The sequence below is a fragment of the Marinomonas sp. ATLA20 genome (assembly GCF_057180105.1).
The window spans coordinates 47,527-63,208 of record NZ_JBXUKU010000003.1; the positions used below are offsets into that span (position 1 = coordinate 47,527).

General features: G+C 43.5%; 11 protein-coding genes and 1 riboswitch. Of the genes, 5 read left to right on the forward strand and 6 right to left on the reverse strand.

All coding sequences use genetic code 11. The features are described 5' to 3' along the window. Positions 1-1,239 carry a saccharopine dehydrogenase family protein gene (locus tag AC2A4J_RS06630; protein ID WP_484175392.1) on the reverse strand — a complete coding sequence of 413 codons (1,239 nt, stop codon included), beginning with the start codon at positions 1,237-1,239 and terminating at the stop codon, positions 1-3. Positions 1,240-1,275: 36 nt separating this feature from the next. After that, a complete protein-coding gene (gene nspC / locus AC2A4J_RS06635; protein ID WP_484175393.1) occupies positions 1,276-2,373 on the reverse strand; it encodes a carboxynorspermidine decarboxylase in 1,098 nt (365 codons plus the stop codon). Positions 2,374-2,709: 336 nt separating this feature from the next. Between nspC and AC2A4J_RS06640 the strand changes: the two genes are divergently transcribed. Further along, complete coding sequence (locus AC2A4J_RS06640) at positions 2,710-3,297, forward strand: NnrU family protein (RefSeq protein WP_255828390.1); 588 nt, start codon at positions 2,710-2,712, stop codon at positions 3,295-3,297. An 84-nt stretch (positions 3,298-3,381) separates the two neighbouring features. Here AC2A4J_RS06640 and AC2A4J_RS06645 read toward each other — a convergent pair whose 3' ends face one another. Then, positions 3,382-5,292 carry a methyl-accepting chemotaxis protein gene (locus AC2A4J_RS06645; protein ID WP_484175394.1) on the reverse strand — a complete coding sequence of 637 codons (1,911 nt, stop codon included), beginning with the start codon at positions 5,290-5,292 and terminating at the stop codon, positions 3,382-3,384. A gap of 194 nt (positions 5,293-5,486) precedes the next feature. Between AC2A4J_RS06645 and yegD the strand changes: the two genes are divergently transcribed. Further along, positions 5,487-6,851, forward strand: a complete 1,365-nt coding sequence (gene yegD / locus AC2A4J_RS06650; protein WP_484175395.1) for a molecular chaperone — start codon at positions 5,487-5,489, stop codon at positions 6,849-6,851. A 91-nt stretch (positions 6,852-6,942) separates the two neighbouring features. Here the strand turns inward: yegD and AC2A4J_RS06655 are convergent, their stop codons facing one another. Both AC2A4J_RS06655 and AC2A4J_RS06660 read right to left on the reverse strand, forming a co-directional pair. Further along, the gene (locus AC2A4J_RS06655; RefSeq protein WP_484175396.1) at positions 6,943-8,994 is read right to left on the reverse strand and encodes a methyl-accepting chemotaxis protein; all 2,052 of its coding nucleotides are present in this window, start codon (positions 8,992-8,994) and stop codon (positions 6,943-6,945) included. 232 nt (positions 8,995-9,226) lie between these two features. Next, entirely contained in the window at positions 9,227-10,897 is a 1,671-nt protein-coding gene (locus AC2A4J_RS06660; RefSeq protein WP_484175397.1) for an OFA family MFS transporter, read from the reverse strand. Positions 10,898-11,194: 297 nt separating this feature from the next. Here AC2A4J_RS06660 and AC2A4J_RS06665 point away from each other — a divergent pair, with 297 nt between their 5' ends. Continuing rightward, positions 11,195-12,268, forward strand: a complete 1,074-nt coding sequence (locus AC2A4J_RS06665) for an FUSC family protein (protein ID WP_484175398.1) — start codon at positions 11,195-11,197, stop codon at positions 12,266-12,268. 142 nt (positions 12,269-12,410) lie between these two features. After that, positions 12,411-12,637, forward strand: a riboswitch (cobalamin riboswitch). 83 nt (positions 12,638-12,720) lie between these two features. Next, entirely contained in the window at positions 12,721-13,392 is a 672-nt protein-coding gene (locus tag AC2A4J_RS06670; protein WP_484175399.1) for an energy-coupling factor ABC transporter permease, read from the forward strand. A 62-nt stretch (positions 13,393-13,454) separates the two neighbouring features. On the opposite strand, the gene AC2A4J_RS06675 is transcribed toward AC2A4J_RS06670, so the two are convergent. Next, on the reverse strand, positions 13,455-14,336 hold the full coding sequence (locus tag AC2A4J_RS06675; RefSeq protein ID WP_484175400.1) for a LysR family transcriptional regulator: 882 nt from the start codon (positions 14,334-14,336) through the stop codon (positions 13,455-13,457). Positions 14,337-14,471: 135 nt separating this feature from the next. On the opposite strand from AC2A4J_RS06675, the gene AC2A4J_RS06680 reads away from it, so the two are divergent. Then, positions 14,472-15,677, forward strand: a complete 1,206-nt coding sequence (locus tag AC2A4J_RS06680; RefSeq protein ID WP_484175401.1) for an MFS transporter — start codon at positions 14,472-14,474, stop codon at positions 15,675-15,677. Positions 15,678-15,682 lie beyond the last annotated feature (5 nt).

Below are 15,682 nucleotides of genomic sequence, written 5' to 3' on the forward strand. Positions count from 1 at the left end.
TTAAAACGTGAAAGGGTGATCACCTGTTTCGTCTTTAATGCGAGTCGGCAAGCCCATTTCGTTTAATAAACCTAAGAAAGGTCTTGGGTCAAGTTGCTCTACGTTGCGCATTTCTTTTGCATCCCAAGTGCCATTGGCAACAAGGATGGCTGCAGCAACTGGTGGAACGCCAGCGGTGTAAGAGATACCTTGGCTACCCACTTCGTTATAAGCGTCTTTGTGGTCCGCTACGTTGTAGATAAATACTTCTCTTTCTTTGCCGTCTTTGATGCCTTTAACAACATCACCGATGCAAGTCTTACCTGTGTATTCAGGAGCAAGAGAAGATGGATCAGGAAGCACGGCCTTAACGACTTTAAGCGGTACAACTTCTAAGCCTTCTGCCGTTTTAACTGGCTGTTCAGACAAGAGTCCTAGGCTTTGTAATACAGTGAATACGTTGATGTAATGCTCACCAAAACCCATCCAAAAGCGTACGTTTGGCACATTTAAGTTTTGAGAAATAGAATGTACTTCGTCATGACCGCTCATGTAAGACGTTTGCTTTCCTACTACAGGCAGGTCATCTGTACGACTTACTTCAAACATCTTGTTGACGTTCCATTCACGATTCTGCCATGAGTACACAACACCGGTAAATTCACGGAAGTTGATCTCAGGGTCGAAGTTAGTCGCGAAATATTTGCCGTGGCTACCCGCGTTGATATCAATGATGTCGATATCACTTACGCTGTCGAAGTAATGGTTATACGCAAGTGCTGCGTAGGCATTAACCACACCTGGATCAAAGCCAACACCTAGAATGGCGGTGATACCTTTTTCTTTACAGGCGTCACGACGCTTCCATTCGTAGTTTGCGTACCAAGGTGGTGTTTCACAGATTTTTGCTGGATCTTCGTGGATTGCTGTATCTAAGTAAGCTGCCCCCGTTTCCATGCAAGCTTCAAGCACAGACATATTGATAAACGCTGAACCAACGTTAATTACAATCTGGGATTCTGTTTCTTGAATCAGTTTAACGGTTGCTGGCACGTCAAGAGCGTTTAGGGCGAATGCTTGAATGCGGCCCTCTACTTTCATGCTGCCTTTGTCGAGGACACTGGATACAATATCGTCGCATTTCGAAACGCTGCGTGAAGCAATTGCGATATTGCCCAGTGTGTCATTGTGTTGGGCGCATTTGTGTGCCACAACTTGTGCCACGCCTCCGCCGCCAATAATGAGAACATTTTTTTTCATGGTAGTGCTTTCTCCAAAGTAGTAATCGAAGCAGAATTAAGACAAGTTCTGCTCAAAATCGTGGTAACCGAATTCCCTAACAAGTTCGATGCTGCCATCCAATTGGCGTATGGCAATAGACGGCATCTTAACACCGTTAAACCAGTTCTTCTTCACCATGGTGTAACCCGCTGCGTCTTGGAAAGACAGGCGGTCACCCACTTGCAGTGTTTTATCAAATTTGAATTCACCGAAAATATCACCAGCTAAGCAGGATTTTCCGCAAATCATGTATTCATGTTCGCCATCACAAGGTGCCATTTTAGCATTTTCACGATAGATCAGCAGATCCAGCATGTGAGCTTCGATGGAGCTATCAACGACCGCTAAATTCTTACCGTTGAACAATGTGTCTAGTACGGTCACTTCTAATGTGGTGCTTTTGGTGATACTGGCTTCACCTGGTTCTAAATAGACCTGAATGTCGTATTTTTCAGCAAACGCTTTTAAACGTTGGCAGAATTTATCAATTGGGTAGTCATCACCAGTAAAGTGAATACCGCCACCAAGGCTGACCCATTTTACCTGCTGAATCAGGTGGCCAAAACGCTCTTCGATTAGGTTTAACATCTCGTCAAAGCGTTCAAAACTGTTGTTCTCACAATTATTGTGGAACATAAAACCAGAGATATCGTTAATCACCGTGGCGATTTTTTCAGGATCCCATTCGCCAAGACGACTAAAAGGTCTAGCGGGGTCGGCGATCAAAAACTCAGAGGTACTGACTTGTGGGTTAACACGCAAGCCACGAGTCTTGTCTTTACTGACTTCTTTAAAGCGATTGAATTGTCCAATGGAGTTGAAAATGATTTTGTCTGAGTGATCCAACACTTCTGCTATTTCATCGTCTGAATAGGCGACGCTGTAAGCATGTGTTTCACCTTTAAATTTGGTTTTTCCCAGCTTGACTTCGTACAAGGAAGAGGACGTGGTGCCATCCATGTAGTCTTGCATTAAGTCAAATACAGACCACGTCGCAAAGCATTTAAGAGCTAATAAAGATTTGGCTCCGGACTCTTGGCGCACATAAGCGATCTTCTCTAGGTTCTTAAGAAGAGCCGCTTTATCAATGAGGTAATAAGGTGTCTTGATCATGGCAACCTGCCCGTTAGTCAAAACGGTGTATTCTAGTGCAAAGGAGGGGGCTTTTTCTAGCTCAATAAAGGTATTTTACAGGGCTTTTTATGACATTTTAACGACTTCTGTTGGTAATTGTCTTATGCCCATCTGCCGAGCGTCGGGTTTGTGAGATAAACGAAGAAAGAATTAAGGCTATTTCGTGATTCGTTAGTAGTTTGTAATGAATTATAGGCCTCCTGCTTATTTCCCTCTATAATCCTGCGCTATAAATTTAACGTGGTGCTTAGATTTCAAGAATAGCCGAGCCGCGATAGTTGGAAGATTTTTAAAGTGTATGAGGAACATCTTAGTATGTTGATTTTAGTTTTAGGTTTGGTCATTTTCTTTTGTTTGCACTCTGTTCGCTTGGTTGCTCCGCAATGGCGAGAGAAGATCATGACGGCTCATGGTGCTATGCGCTGGAAGATGCGTTTTGGCATGATTACGTTACTGGCTACTGCTTTTATTGTAATGGGCTATATGCAAGTTCGCCTTGAGCCTGTGTGGTTGTGGTTTCCTCCTGTTTGGACTCGCCATCTAGCTGGCTTGCTGGTGCTGGTTGCGCTTTTCTTCGTTGGTTCTGCGTTAGTGCCAAATACATCGCTGAAAAACAAAATGGGCTATCCCATGTTAATCGCGGTCAAGCTATGGGCTTTCGCGCATTTAATCAGTAACGGTACTTTAGCGGATATGATTATCTTTGGAAGCTTCTTGGTTTGGTCTATTGTGAGCTTTGCCGTTTATCGTCGACGAGATCGTAAGGCTGGCGTTGTCTATAAAACCTCTGAAGAATCCACTGTCCCAACGAACTTGATTGCTTTTGTTTTTGCTATGGTATCGTGGTTCGCTATCGTTTTTTATCTTCATCAAGCGATTATTGGCGTTTCACCACTAGTGTAATCTGTTGCGAAAGCATAATAGTTAGAGAAATAAAAACGGCCTATCAGGTAAATCTGATAGGCCGTTTTTATTGATATCCGTTTATTAAGTTCTAAAATTATTAATGTTTTTCGTTAGGTCATCTGCTAGAGATTTAAGTTCTTCAGCTCGAGCGGCGCTCTCTGCTGCAAGAACGACCAATTCGGTTGAACCTTGTTGTATGTCGGCCGTATTTTGATTCACTTCTGCGGTGACACTGGTTTGCTCTTCGGTGGCCGTTGCAATTTGTGCCGCGCGGTCGTTGATCGTTGTAACAGACTGCTGAATTTTATCTAGGCTTTCTTTTGCCTGATTAACATCTTCAACACTGCTGTTTGCTCTAGTATGACTTAACTGAATTTTGCCCACGGCGTCTTTAGTGATCTTTTGCAGGGACTCAATCATTTTTTGAATTTCTTCAATCGAGCTATAAGTACGTTGAGACAGAACTCGAACCTCATCAGCCACCACGGCAAAGCCACGGCCCTGTTCGCCAGCTCGCGCTGCTTCAATGGCAGCATTTAGGGCTAATAGGTTAGTTTGTTCTGCTATGCCTGAAATGGTCGTTAAGATGGTATTGATGCCATCTGCATTTTTGCTGAGGTCATTAATAACCGTTGCCACGCCTTGGATATCAGCAGCCAGTGTTCGAATACTTTCTTGGCTTTTTAGTACCTGAGTTTGACCGATATTGCTCGCGGTTACGGTTTCATCAGCATTGATGGCGGTATTGGTCGCATTGCCCGCAATCTCTTGTGTCGCTTGTGCCATCTGATGAATGGCCGTCGCCACCATAGAGATATTGTGCTGTTGTTCTTCTAGTTTCAGTGAGCTGTTTCTCGAAGAATCGTGGGCGGCACTGGCTTGGTCAGCTAGATCGTGACCAATTTTTTTAAGGTGTGAGACAGTGCCGTGCAATAGCGCGACAAACTTATTAAAGTTGTCGACCAATACGGCGATCTCATCTTTAGAGCTGGCTGTTAAGCGTTGTGTTAGATCGCCATCCCCTTGTGCTATTTGTGCCATGCTGTCAGACACTCGACGTAAATCTTTAAGCAAGAATCGAGTTACTTGAACCACTACGAGTATTGCGATGGTAAGCAAAATAAATACCGCGATAATAATGTTTGTACCCAAGCTAACAAGTGGGGCATTCAGAACGTCTTTGTTCATCATCAACCCTAAAACCCAAGGGCTGCCTTTAATGTTGCTGGCATACATATCGATATCTTTGCCGTCTATATTTAGCTCGGTAAATTTAGCTTTAGTGCCAACGCCTTTAAAAAAGTCATTGCTTAATATCGGTGATAAATTCGTAGCATCTTTTAAAATACGATCTGTATTGGGGTGAGCTATAATTTTACCGTCGCCATCAAATAAGACACTGTAGCCGTCCCCCGCTACTTTCATGGCCAAAATGCTATCCAATACACTGTCTAGAAATACCAAACCGCCGATAGCGCCGATAAACTTCCCGTTAACGGTTATAGGCTCTACGAATGTCATTGAAAGCTTTTTGGTGGAGGCCGAAATATATGGTGCCGTTATGTAGGCGCTGTTTTTGGCTTTCGCATCGATGTACCAGCTGCGTTTACGAGGGTCGTAATCTGCGCTGTTCAGTGATGGATCATGACGATACATGGCCCCGTTTTCCATGCCCAAATAGGTCATGCCGAATCCTAGGCTGGCTTGGGCTTGTTGGAGAATATCCAGAACCTCTTTTTCGTTTATGTCAGTGTTGTCTTGTAAAGAGGCTTCTATCTTTTGTTTGACGGCTTGCATTGCGCTGATGCGATCATTAGACCAGCTATTAATATAAGTAGAGATAGCATTAGCTTGAGAGCTGACTTCAGATTTTATGCGAGCATCACTGTCGCTTTTGAAGGCGTAAAAAGAGACACCTCCGATTCCGATCGCAATGATCACAGCCACAATAATGGACTGAAGGGTTATTTTGGTTTGTAGCGAAAGATGCATTTAAGATCTCCTGAGCTTAGTGGTAACTGCAATTATAAACACAGAGTATATTCTATATGAGTCAGTGTTATTTCACTGCAGTTTTTTGTGTTACCCAATAAATGTTTTCTTGGTGTTCCTGATGGCTTTGATACTTTTGGATCTTTCTGTTATCGTCCGCGGCCCTTTTATGAGCGATGATAGGTAGAGTATAGATGATTTGTGGATTTGATTACGGAACATCGAATTGTGCATTAGGTATTGTGCAAGATTCGGCTGTGCGTTTGGTCGCTTTAGAAGGAGAACATGCATTTTTACCCTCTACTTTGTATGCTTTAGATCGAGATTTAATTACTGAAGCGGTCGGAAGAGGGCTGCCAGATATTCAGTCAAGGCAAGCGTTTGCAGAATTGCGAATGAACGCGTTAACAAGGGCAAAACGAGCCCGTTATGAAGAAGACATTGCGGATGAAGATCAAACGTTATTTTTTGGTCGCGCGGCATTTGACGAATATTTCCAATGGCCTGAAGAAGGTTACTTCGTAAAATCACCTAAGTCATTTCTAGGCGGCGCAGGACTGCGTTCTGAGCACATACATTTTTTTGAAGATGTTGTCACTGTGATGATGCAAAACATCAAACAGCGTGCTGAAAAAAGCTTGGGTGCTGATATTACTCACACTGTTATTGGTCGTCCTGTTAACTTCCAGGGCCTTGATGCGGAAGTCAGTAACCGCCAAGCGCTAGAGATTCTAACGACAGCAGGCAAGCGTGCTGGTTTTAAAGAAATCGAGTTTCTTTATGAGCCAATTGCGGCTGGTTTGGATTTTGAAGTCAAGCTTACTGAAAATAAAACGGTATTGGTTGTGGATATCGGTGGTGGTACTACGGACTGCGCTATGGTTCGTATGGGCCCTGATTATCTACAAAAAGAAGATCGTCGTGGTGATTTTTTAGCGCATACCGGTGAGCGGATTGGCGGTAATGATTTAGATATACAGATTGCAGGTAAGCATTTAATGCCGCTGTTTGGTATGGAGTCATTGTTAAAAACAGGCTTGCCAATGCCGACGCAACTTTATTGGAATGCCATCACAACCAATGATGTTTCTGCCATTGCGACCTTCAATAGTATGGAAACGAAGAACCAAATGCATCAGCTACGAGTGGATGCGGCAGAACCAAAATTGATTGAGCGTTTCTTGCGAATGCGTGAAGAAAAGCATAATTATCATATTGTTCGCAGTGCGGAAGAGGCGAAGATTGCGTTGTCCGACGCCCAGAACTATTGCGCTTCACTGGATTATATCGAAGCCGCTTTAGGTGCTGATATTACCCGCGAACAATTGGCGAAATCGATTACTTCGCCATTAGAGAAAATGCTGAATTTAATGAAAGCAGCCATTGAGCAAGCGGGCGAGAAACCAGATCTCATTTATATGACGGGGGGCTCGGCTAAATCGCCAGTTATTCGTGATGCAATTCAAGCGAATATCGGTGACATTCCTGTATTGGATGGTGACCACTTTGGTAGTGTGGCGGCAGGTTTGACGGTTTGGTCTGATAAAATCTTCAAATAAATTCTCCAAGACTTCTTAAGTGCATGAGAAAGGGAACAAGCCATCGGCTGTTCCCTTTTTTTTAAAAAATCGAGTCTTTTAAATACTGAAATTACAGAGAGAATCTGTCTACTGAAACTTTTAGTTTTTCTAACACCTCAGAAAGAGTCTGAGTGGTTGCCATCAATTCTTCAACGCCGTTGGTCGTCTCGTTTGATACGCTGCGAATGTTATCTATGTTCTCATTAACACTATTAGCAACGGCAGATTGCTCTGTAATGGAGCTGGCGATGCTAATCGACATTGAGTTAATTAAGCTGACAGATTCGGTGACTTTCGTTAAGCCTTTGCTTGCGGCTAATGCTTTTTCTGCATTCTCTGCTGCTTGATCACGTCCACTGATGACTTCCATTGACGCTGTTTTAGACAGTTTCTGTAGCTGACTAATCATACCTTCTATTTCAGATGTCGCATCTTGAGTTCGAGTAGCCAGCGTTCTTACCTCATCGGCAACCACGGCAAAGCCTCGTCCTTGTTCTCCGGCGCGAGCTGCTTCAATGGCCGCGTTAAGCGCCAGCAGGTTGGTTTGTTCTGCAATACTGCGAATAACATCGAGAACAGAACCAATACTAACACTCTCTTTTTCAACTTCTTGCATGACTGAAGAAGCATGACCAATAACCTTAGCGAGCGCTTGCATATCGGCAGCAACATTATTGACTACCTGAGTACCAGCTCGAGTTTCTTCGTCGGCTTTATGAGTTTCATTGGTTGTCTCGGTGATGTTCTTTGACACATCTTCAACGGCAATAACCATCTGGTTCATTGCAGTCGCAACTAAGTCTGTTTCAACTTGCTGTTTGGTCATGCCTTTTGAAGCCAATGTGGCGGTTTCTTGTACTTTCTGGCTGGAGCTGGCGAGTAACGTCATACTGCTTCTTACTTCCATTTGCATGGCGCGTAATTGCTTAATGGTATTTCGTCCGTGTTCGAACAAAATCGCGATTTCATTGCGACTATGGGGCTGATGAGCTTGCCCGTTCTCGAACAAATGCGTGGAAAGATTACCGTTACCGAGTTCTTGGAGGTCTTTGCTGACGCGTTGCAATGGGGAAAGAATTCGCTGTGTAATGTAGGCCACAAGGAGCACAAGAATAAGTGCGCAAATCAGAGAAATAACGATCAGACTATCTCTAACTGAGTCAGCAACAAGAGTAAACTCTTTAATCGCCCCGCCAGTGATAATCGCCCAGTTCCAGTTATCAGAGCGGCTAAATGCCATAACGCTTTGCTGTTGTTCATTATTAATGGTTTGCTCTGTTATAAAAGTACCACTTTCTTGATCTTTCATAAGCTGTAAATTTTGTTCGGCGTTTTTATAACCAAGCTCTGTAAACAGTTTACCTTTGTTGTCGGAATCAATAACAATTCGGCCGAAGTCTTTGCCTTCTTTTAAGTTAATAACCGTGGCTTTACCTGTTTTGCCGTAGGAGAGGCCGTTGATTTCGTTTTCAAGGTTTTTGAGCCCTTCGGTATAGTCAAAGCCAATATAAAGAATACCAATGACTTTACCTTTTTCATCTTTAAACGGAACGTATTTTGTCATGTAGTTTCGACCAAATAATGCCGCAGGGCCTGCGTACGTTTCGCCATTGATGAGTTTTTGATAGCCAGGGTGGCCTTTGCCTAAAAGTGTCCCGTAGGCGCGCGAACCATCTGCCTTTTTGAGAGAGGTGCTGACACGAAGAAAATCATCATCATAGCGAATGAAAACCGTTGCTGTCCCTCCTGTCATTTTGGTGAATTGATCTGGCTTTCTGAAGTTTAGGTTAATCGTTTCGCCCGAGTTGGTGGCTAAAGGGCTGTCATAATCACCAATTTTTACGGTTTCAGAATCACTAACCTGGATGCCATTTGGAAACAGTGTGAAGAATATATCCGCCAATCTATCTGTATTACTTTCTAGATTCTCGTAATAGAAGTCGAGCAGCATATCGCCTTGACTGGCGCTGGTTTGTAGTTCGTGATTTATGCTTTTCATAAAACCATCATAGGATTTATTGGAAGCTAACCAAGTTAGTGCGCTAAAACAAACGATTGAGACTAAAAAGACGACAGCCGCTAACTGACGTGTGATAGGCATAGCTCTAATTTTTTGAATCATGAGTAATTCCTTTTTTGCTAGATGTGTTTAAGCAAACTTAGAAAGCATTGATGATTGCTGTTTTTCTGTATGCACAATCGTTCTCGTGCTAAACAATGCTTACCAGTGATCATTAAAATGACCGCTTTTAAAAGTGGTTTGCTCATCCTTGGTTATTCTCAAAAACACTTTATAAAAAGGTAAGAAGACGTTTTTCGCTTTCTTACCTTTTTGGGCTTATGAAGTACAGCTCCTATAGATTAGGGTGAGTTTTTTCTACGTGATGTTTTTCGCTCACGGGGCGGACCATTAAGTTCGCAAAGAAACCAACAACCAACAATCCAGCCATCACATACATCGTCGTATTATAGAGGCTAGATGTCGGGTCGACTGTGCCAGCTGGTGCGATTTCCATCAATTTGGCGACGGTAACCGATTTCGCAGCGATGAGTTCATTTAACTGAGAAACAGACGCATTAAATTTCTGTTCAAACGCGGCAGGGTCAATTTTGCTAACTAAGTCAGTGATCGCATTTTCTACCGAGAGGTTTCTTAGGTAGGTGATAACGAAAGGCCCTAGAACACCAGCGGTTGCCCATGCTGTCAGCAATCGGCCATGTATGCCACCAACGTGTAACGTGCCAAAAATATCCGCTAAGTAAGCTGGTATAGTGGCAAATCCACCGCCGTACATAGTGAAAATAATCATGGTTGCTGCATAGAACATGACTAACCAAGTCACAGATGGATCTGCGCTTACCGCAGAGGCGGCGTAAGGAATAGAAAGGTATAAAATTGTTCCAAGTATGAAGAAGCAGTGATAGGTGTTTTTGCGCCCAATGAAGTCTGAGGTGGACGCCCAAAAGAATCGACCACACATATTAAAAACAGAAATCATTAATACGTAAGTACCGGCAAAGCTTGCTGTAGCAATAGTCGGGAGGGTTGACCCGAAGATCTCCGTCATCATGGTTTTAGCAATACCGATCACTCCGATGCCCGCGGTTACGTTCAAACATAACACAGCCCACAGCAGCCAAAATTGAGGCGTCTTTAAGGCCTGATCAATATGGACATTGTTACGGCTAATCATAACGTTCGCCGCATCTTTTGCTGGTGGCGTCCAACCTTCCGGCTTCCAATCTTTAGGTGGAACACGATAAGCAAATGCCGCAACCATCATGATAATGAAATACACAATCCCCAGCGTTAAGAAGACACTGGCTGCGCCAGTATTACCGGTTCCGACGATGTATACGCCTGCATCACCTGGGGTTGGTAGTTTGGCTGCCTCTGAAGCGCTTGCTACTACAACCTCTATTTTACCATTCGCCATTTCGGCAAAGCGTTTACCACTCTCAGTAATAAGCTTTACTGCTGATTCAGGGCCAAGATAGGTTGGCGCCACAGCGAATTTTTCTAACAAAAAGGCTTTTAGCGGTGCGCCAATCATAGCCCCGCCACCAAAGCCCATTATCGCCATACCAGTCGCCATACCGCGTTTATCAGGAAACCAGCGAAGTAAAGTCGAAACAGGGGACACATAGCCAAGTCCTAAGCCACAACCACCTAACACGCCGTAGCCTAAATACACCAACCATAGTTGGTGTGTTGATATCCCTACGCTGCCGATAATAAAACCACCACCCCAAAGGAATGCCGCCGTGACACCAACACAACGAGGTCCCACTTCTTCTAGCCATTTACCTGCGATAGCGGCAGATAAGCCAAGAAAAACAATGGCCACAGAGAATATCCATACTACACTGCTTAAGCTCCAATCTTGAGCAGCACTAGTGACTACACCAAATTCCTTCGTCAATGCTGGATTAAAAATACTCCATGCATAAACAGAACCAATACATAAGTGAATAGCGATCGAAGCGGGTGGAACCAACCAGCGGTTAAAGTTGGGTGACGCCACTATTTTGTCCTTCATTAAAAAGGATAAGAGGGTGCGAATCAGGTTCATAATGTGTGTCCTTTCATAAAATGTTGTTTTTATATTTGAAATTTTACAAATCCTTACAAACCGATTATAAGTTTTTTGAATGAAAAGAATATAAGTATTTATTAAACATTAACCGATTAGTCTTTTTCATCATTAAGGATAGGCATTCTGTTCTATCGCAGAGGTCTCTGCTATTTACTGTTTTTTTTTCACTATTAGGCTTAGATAATGCTGATATACTGTTTATCTACTAAACATTTTTTGCGGGGTATGTTTTTGTCTAATAAGTTATTTATCCAGATTAAAGGCCTTTTTGCATGGAGTGACGTTAAGCGTCCTTGGCACCTGGCTGTCCTTGCTGCTGTTTGTGTTGGTATTCCTGCCTTGATTGGTGCAGCAACAGATCAATTTGCCTTGGCGACGCTGTCTAGTTTGGGGGCGATGGTTATTTTATATTTACCTAAAACTCGAACGGCGCATCGCATGGTGACACTCGCTATGTGCTCTTTTGGTTTTATGGTGTGTTTTACCATTGGTTCACTTTCCAGTTTTAACCCTTATGTTGCGGCATTTGCTCTTGGACTTTTGTCTTTCGGTGCGATTGTGATTACTCGATATTATTGCCTACCGCCTCCAGGCAGCTTCTTCTTTATTCTCGTTTCTGCTTTGGCGATTTACTTGCCGTTTGATTTAGGCCGTTGGTCGGCGAATATTGGCATGGTAGCCTTGGGTGGCATGTTGTCATGTGGTTTGGCGTTTTTTTATAGCCTGATGACTGGCGCAAATGAGTTACCTGCTACAAAAGTGGAAATCGATCCTCAAGTAAATGCGATTATTTTAGAAGGGGCGTTAGTGGCTTTCTTTATCGCTTTCTCTTATTTATTGGCTGTGTTGTTAGCGTTACCTAATGCGCTTTGGGTGCCTATTTCCTGTGCCGCTATTTTACAAGGTGCGACTTATCGTATGATCTGGCACCGAAATATTCATCGAATCGTAGGAACCGCGCTGGGTATGGGGGTCGCTTGGTGTTTGTTTTCCTTGCAACCGAATTATTGGGTTTTAGCACTAAGCATGATCATCTTTCAATTCGTTGTAGAGCTGCTGATCGTCAAAAACTATGGTGCTGCCGTGATTTTTATTACGCCGCTGACTGTGATTATGGCTGAATTTACCAGTGCGAATATGAGTACTGCTGTTTTACTAGAGCATCGATTAGTCGATATTTCTATTGGTAGTGCGATTGGGATTATTGGCGGTACTATTTTTCATCGCACGTCTTTGCTGAAGAATATTGAGTCGCGTATGAATGCTCGTAGTTCCTTATCTGGACGAAAGTCTTCCTAGTCACCTTATTTCTCTCATATGAATGTCTTTCTTATCGCTATGAAAGGCATTCTTCCTAGTTATCATTATTTTATTTGTTAGTTGCTTTAAGTCTCTTATAAACGTACGCTGCAAATCTCTGTAAATTGACTTAGAAGATCTATTTTGCAGTTCTTGTGAAGGTGCCTTTTATAAGGTGAAACGGGAAACAGGTGCGCTTAAAAAACAAAGCCTGTACTGCCCCCGCAACGGTAAATAAGTGGTGTATTTTTCTCGCTTCCACTGTTAATAGATAGATATATCGTTAATGGGAAGGAACGAGGGGATTAATAAATACAGATCGACCAAACACTTATCAGTCCGGAGACCGGCCTTCATTGATCAGGACTTTTTCTATGGGCAAATTTTGCCATGTAAAAGTCCGCTAATTTGAATCATACGGGTGAGTATGAAACATTTTTTGGAGGCACATAGTGCATATTGAACCTGGCGTCGTTGATGGCGCGAAAATTGTTTTGAGTTACGCGACCGCGTTGGCCGCATTTGGCTTTTCTGCGAAAGCGTCTATCGATATGATTAAAAAAGACGGTCTAATGTCTTTAATCAGTCGTAGTGTGTTAACCACACTTTTTGTCTTTGCCTTTTTTGAACTCTTGCCTCATCACGCTGTTGGTGTGTCCGAAGTGCATCTCATATTAGGCTCTACGCTGTTCCTTATCTTTGGCCCTGCCGCTGCTTCTATTGGCTTGATATTAGGTCTATTAATGCAAGGGATATTATTTGCTCCATTTGACTTACCTCAATATGGCATGAACGTCACCACCTTATTGTTGCCTCTGTTTGCTATGTCTGCCGTTGCTCGTCGTACGATTGCCGATAATACCGCTTATGTAAATATCAGCTACAAGCAAGCGCTGAAACTGTCTTTAACTTACCAAGGTGGCATTGTTGCTTGGGTGGCTTTTTGGGCGTTTTATGGCCAAGGCTCCGGCGCCGAAAACTTAGCGTCTGTGGCGACGTTTGGTATGGCGTATTTAAGTGTTGTTTTACTTGAACCTGTGCTTGATTTGGCTGTTCTGGCTGGTGCGAAAAGCTTGCATCGCTTTAAGAGCTCATCTTTGCTTGAAGCACGTTTATTTCACTAAACCGCTTTGAATATTGTAAATGCCTGCCCCTGCCTTCGTGTGGGGCAGGCATTTTTATTTGCTTAGCGTTTATATTGTCCGTGTTCACTGACAAACTCTAAGAAGGCGCGATTGGCTTTCGATAGGTAACTGTCTTTACGCCATGCAATACCTAGGTCTAGCCAGATTGGCGGATCAAAAGAGCGAGTAATTAAGTCGTCGTCCTCTTCAATCACCATGGCAAGTAGGGTGGATATGCCGAAGCCTTGCTGAGTGATGGATTTGATCAGTGGAATCAGGTTGGTTTCGAAACCGATTTTAGGTGTTTTTCTGCAGACTTTCGCCAGTTTATCGACAATACGGCGGTGAAAATAGCCTTCTTTAAACATCACTAACTCTTCATTAAAAAAGTCGTCAGGAGAGATTTTGTCTAGCTGGCTGAAAGGATGATCCGTCGCAATGGTTACCAGCATTTCTTCTCGAATCAGCGCTTGCGTTTCCAAACTGTCAGGAAGCGTTTCTGCAACAATAACGCTAAGGTCCAACTCTCCGTTTTCGAGCATTTTCTGTAACTGCCAAGTGCCACCTTCTATGACTTTTAAGGTGATGCTGGGGTACTTATGACGAAATGCCATCAGAATCGGTGGGAAGTAATAGGAGCCGAGCATGCTCGGAATACCAACGCGCACTTCGCCTTGGCTCAATCCTTTTAGCTCACTCATCTCTAACAGGGCATCGTCGGTGGCTTGGATGATTTTTTCAGCATGGGTCAGCAGCTTTTTGCCTTCGTCTGTGAGTCCGATATTGCGATCGGCTCGATGAATTAAGGTCAAACCCAAATCCGTCTCTAGTTTCTTGATCGCCATACTCACCGCGGGCTGAGCAACACCAAGCTGTTGCGCGGCTTTGGTGAAGCTCTCGGTTTTTGCAATGGCAATGAAGTAGCGCAGCGGTTTAATGTCCATCAATAATCCTTATGGATTGAATAAGATGGATATATTTTATTGATTATTTTTCTAAGCGTATAGTATCACGATAGTTTATTGTTTTATTCGGGCGTCATTCCCGTTTGATGCTGCTGCGATAGTAGGAGAATGTTTGTGATAGAAGTGGGTAGTTCTGTTTTTTGGCGAGGCACAGCGGCACTCATCATTGGCTCTTTTATGATTTTTGCCAACGTTTATGTGACTCAGCCGCTGTTGCCAATGATTGCCAACGAATTTTCCATTACGCCACTGCAAGCCAGCGGTAGCTTTACTATTACTACTTTGACACTGGGCATCTCCTTACTTTTCTACGGTCCAATTTCAGACGCATTAGGCCGCAAAGGGATTATGGTTATGACCATGGTCGGCATTACCTTAACCACTTTTTGTTTATCATTAGTACAAACTTATGAAGCCTTATTATTGCTGCGCGGCCTACAAGGGTTCTTCTTGGCGGGGTTGCCTGCGATTGCTGTTGCGTATTTGGGGGATGAATACACGCCTGAAGCCTTAATGGTAGCCGTTGGCTTATACATTAGCGGCAACACCCTAGGCGGCATTGGTGGCCGTCTTATCGGTGGGTTTGTTGGCGAATGGATGGGGCGATCAGCGACCTTTGGTGTGATGAGTGCGATTAGCCTGATTTGTTTATTGGCCTTTTTCTTTCTACTGCCAAAATCGCAGCATTTTGAAGCAAAACCATTGCGTGTTGGTCACATTCTGATGAACATGAAAAGCCATTTGCAGAACCGTCGTTTATTAACTAGTTACTTCATTGGTGGTTTTAGCTTTTTTATTTTTATCAACCAATACAGTTACGTGACCTTTGTTTTGGAAGCTGAGCCTTATAACTTAACCGCTAAGTATGTAGGCTTGCTCTTCCTAACTTACTTGTCTGGCACCTTAGGTTCCGCAATTTCGGGCAAATTGGCTAAACGCTGGAGCCAGCCAAATATTATGGTGCTTGGCACCTGTATTTTTATGTTTGGCTCGTTCGTCACATTGGGGGGATCTTTATTAGCGATTATTGCCGGATTATTGATCAACAGCTTCGGCTTCTTTTTATGCCACTCAACAGCCAGTGGTTTTGTTAGCCGCAATGCTAAGCACGCTAAAGCCAGCGCCTCTTCCTTGTACCTAGTATTCTATTATCTTGGTGCTAGCCTAGGTGGGTTTTATCTTGATCCCTTCTGGCAAGCAGATGGTTGGACAGGAGTCATTATTGGGTCGTGGTTAGTATTAGGGGTTGTTGTATTAGCTGGTTTGAGTTTGATCCGCCAAAATAGAACCTTTAACCAATTAAGCTCCGATAACGCTTAAGTATC

Bases quoted from the DNA above. Each gene is read 5' to 3' on its own strand.
- AC2A4J_RS06630 (WP_484175392.1), bottom strand. From the start codon at position 1,239: ATGAAAAAAAATGTTCTCATTATTGGCGGCGGAGGCGTGGCACAAGTT.
- AC2A4J_RS06675 (WP_484175400.1), bottom strand. From the start codon at position 14,336: ATGGACATTAAACCGCTGCGCTACTTCATTGCCATTGCAAAAACCGAG.
- yegD (WP_484175395.1), top strand. From the start codon at position 5,487: ATGATTTGTGGATTTGATTACGGAACATCGAATTGTGCATTAGGTATT.
- AC2A4J_RS06655 (WP_484175396.1), bottom strand. From the start codon at position 8,994: ATGATTCAAAAAATTAGAGCTATGCCTATCACACGTCAGTTAGCGGCT.
- AC2A4J_RS06640 (WP_255828390.1), top strand. From the start codon at position 2,710: ATGTTGATTTTAGTTTTAGGTTTGGTCATTTTCTTTTGTTTGCACTCT.
- AC2A4J_RS06665 (WP_484175398.1), top strand. From the start codon at position 11,195: ATGTTTTTGTCTAATAAGTTATTTATCCAGATTAAAGGCCTTTTTGCA.
- nspC (WP_484175393.1), bottom strand. From the start codon at position 2,373: ATGATCAAGACACCTTATTACCTCATTGATAAAGCGGCTCTTCTTAAG.
- AC2A4J_RS06645 (WP_484175394.1), bottom strand. From the start codon at position 5,292: ATGCATCTTTCGCTACAAACCAAAATAACCCTTCAGTCCATTATTGTG.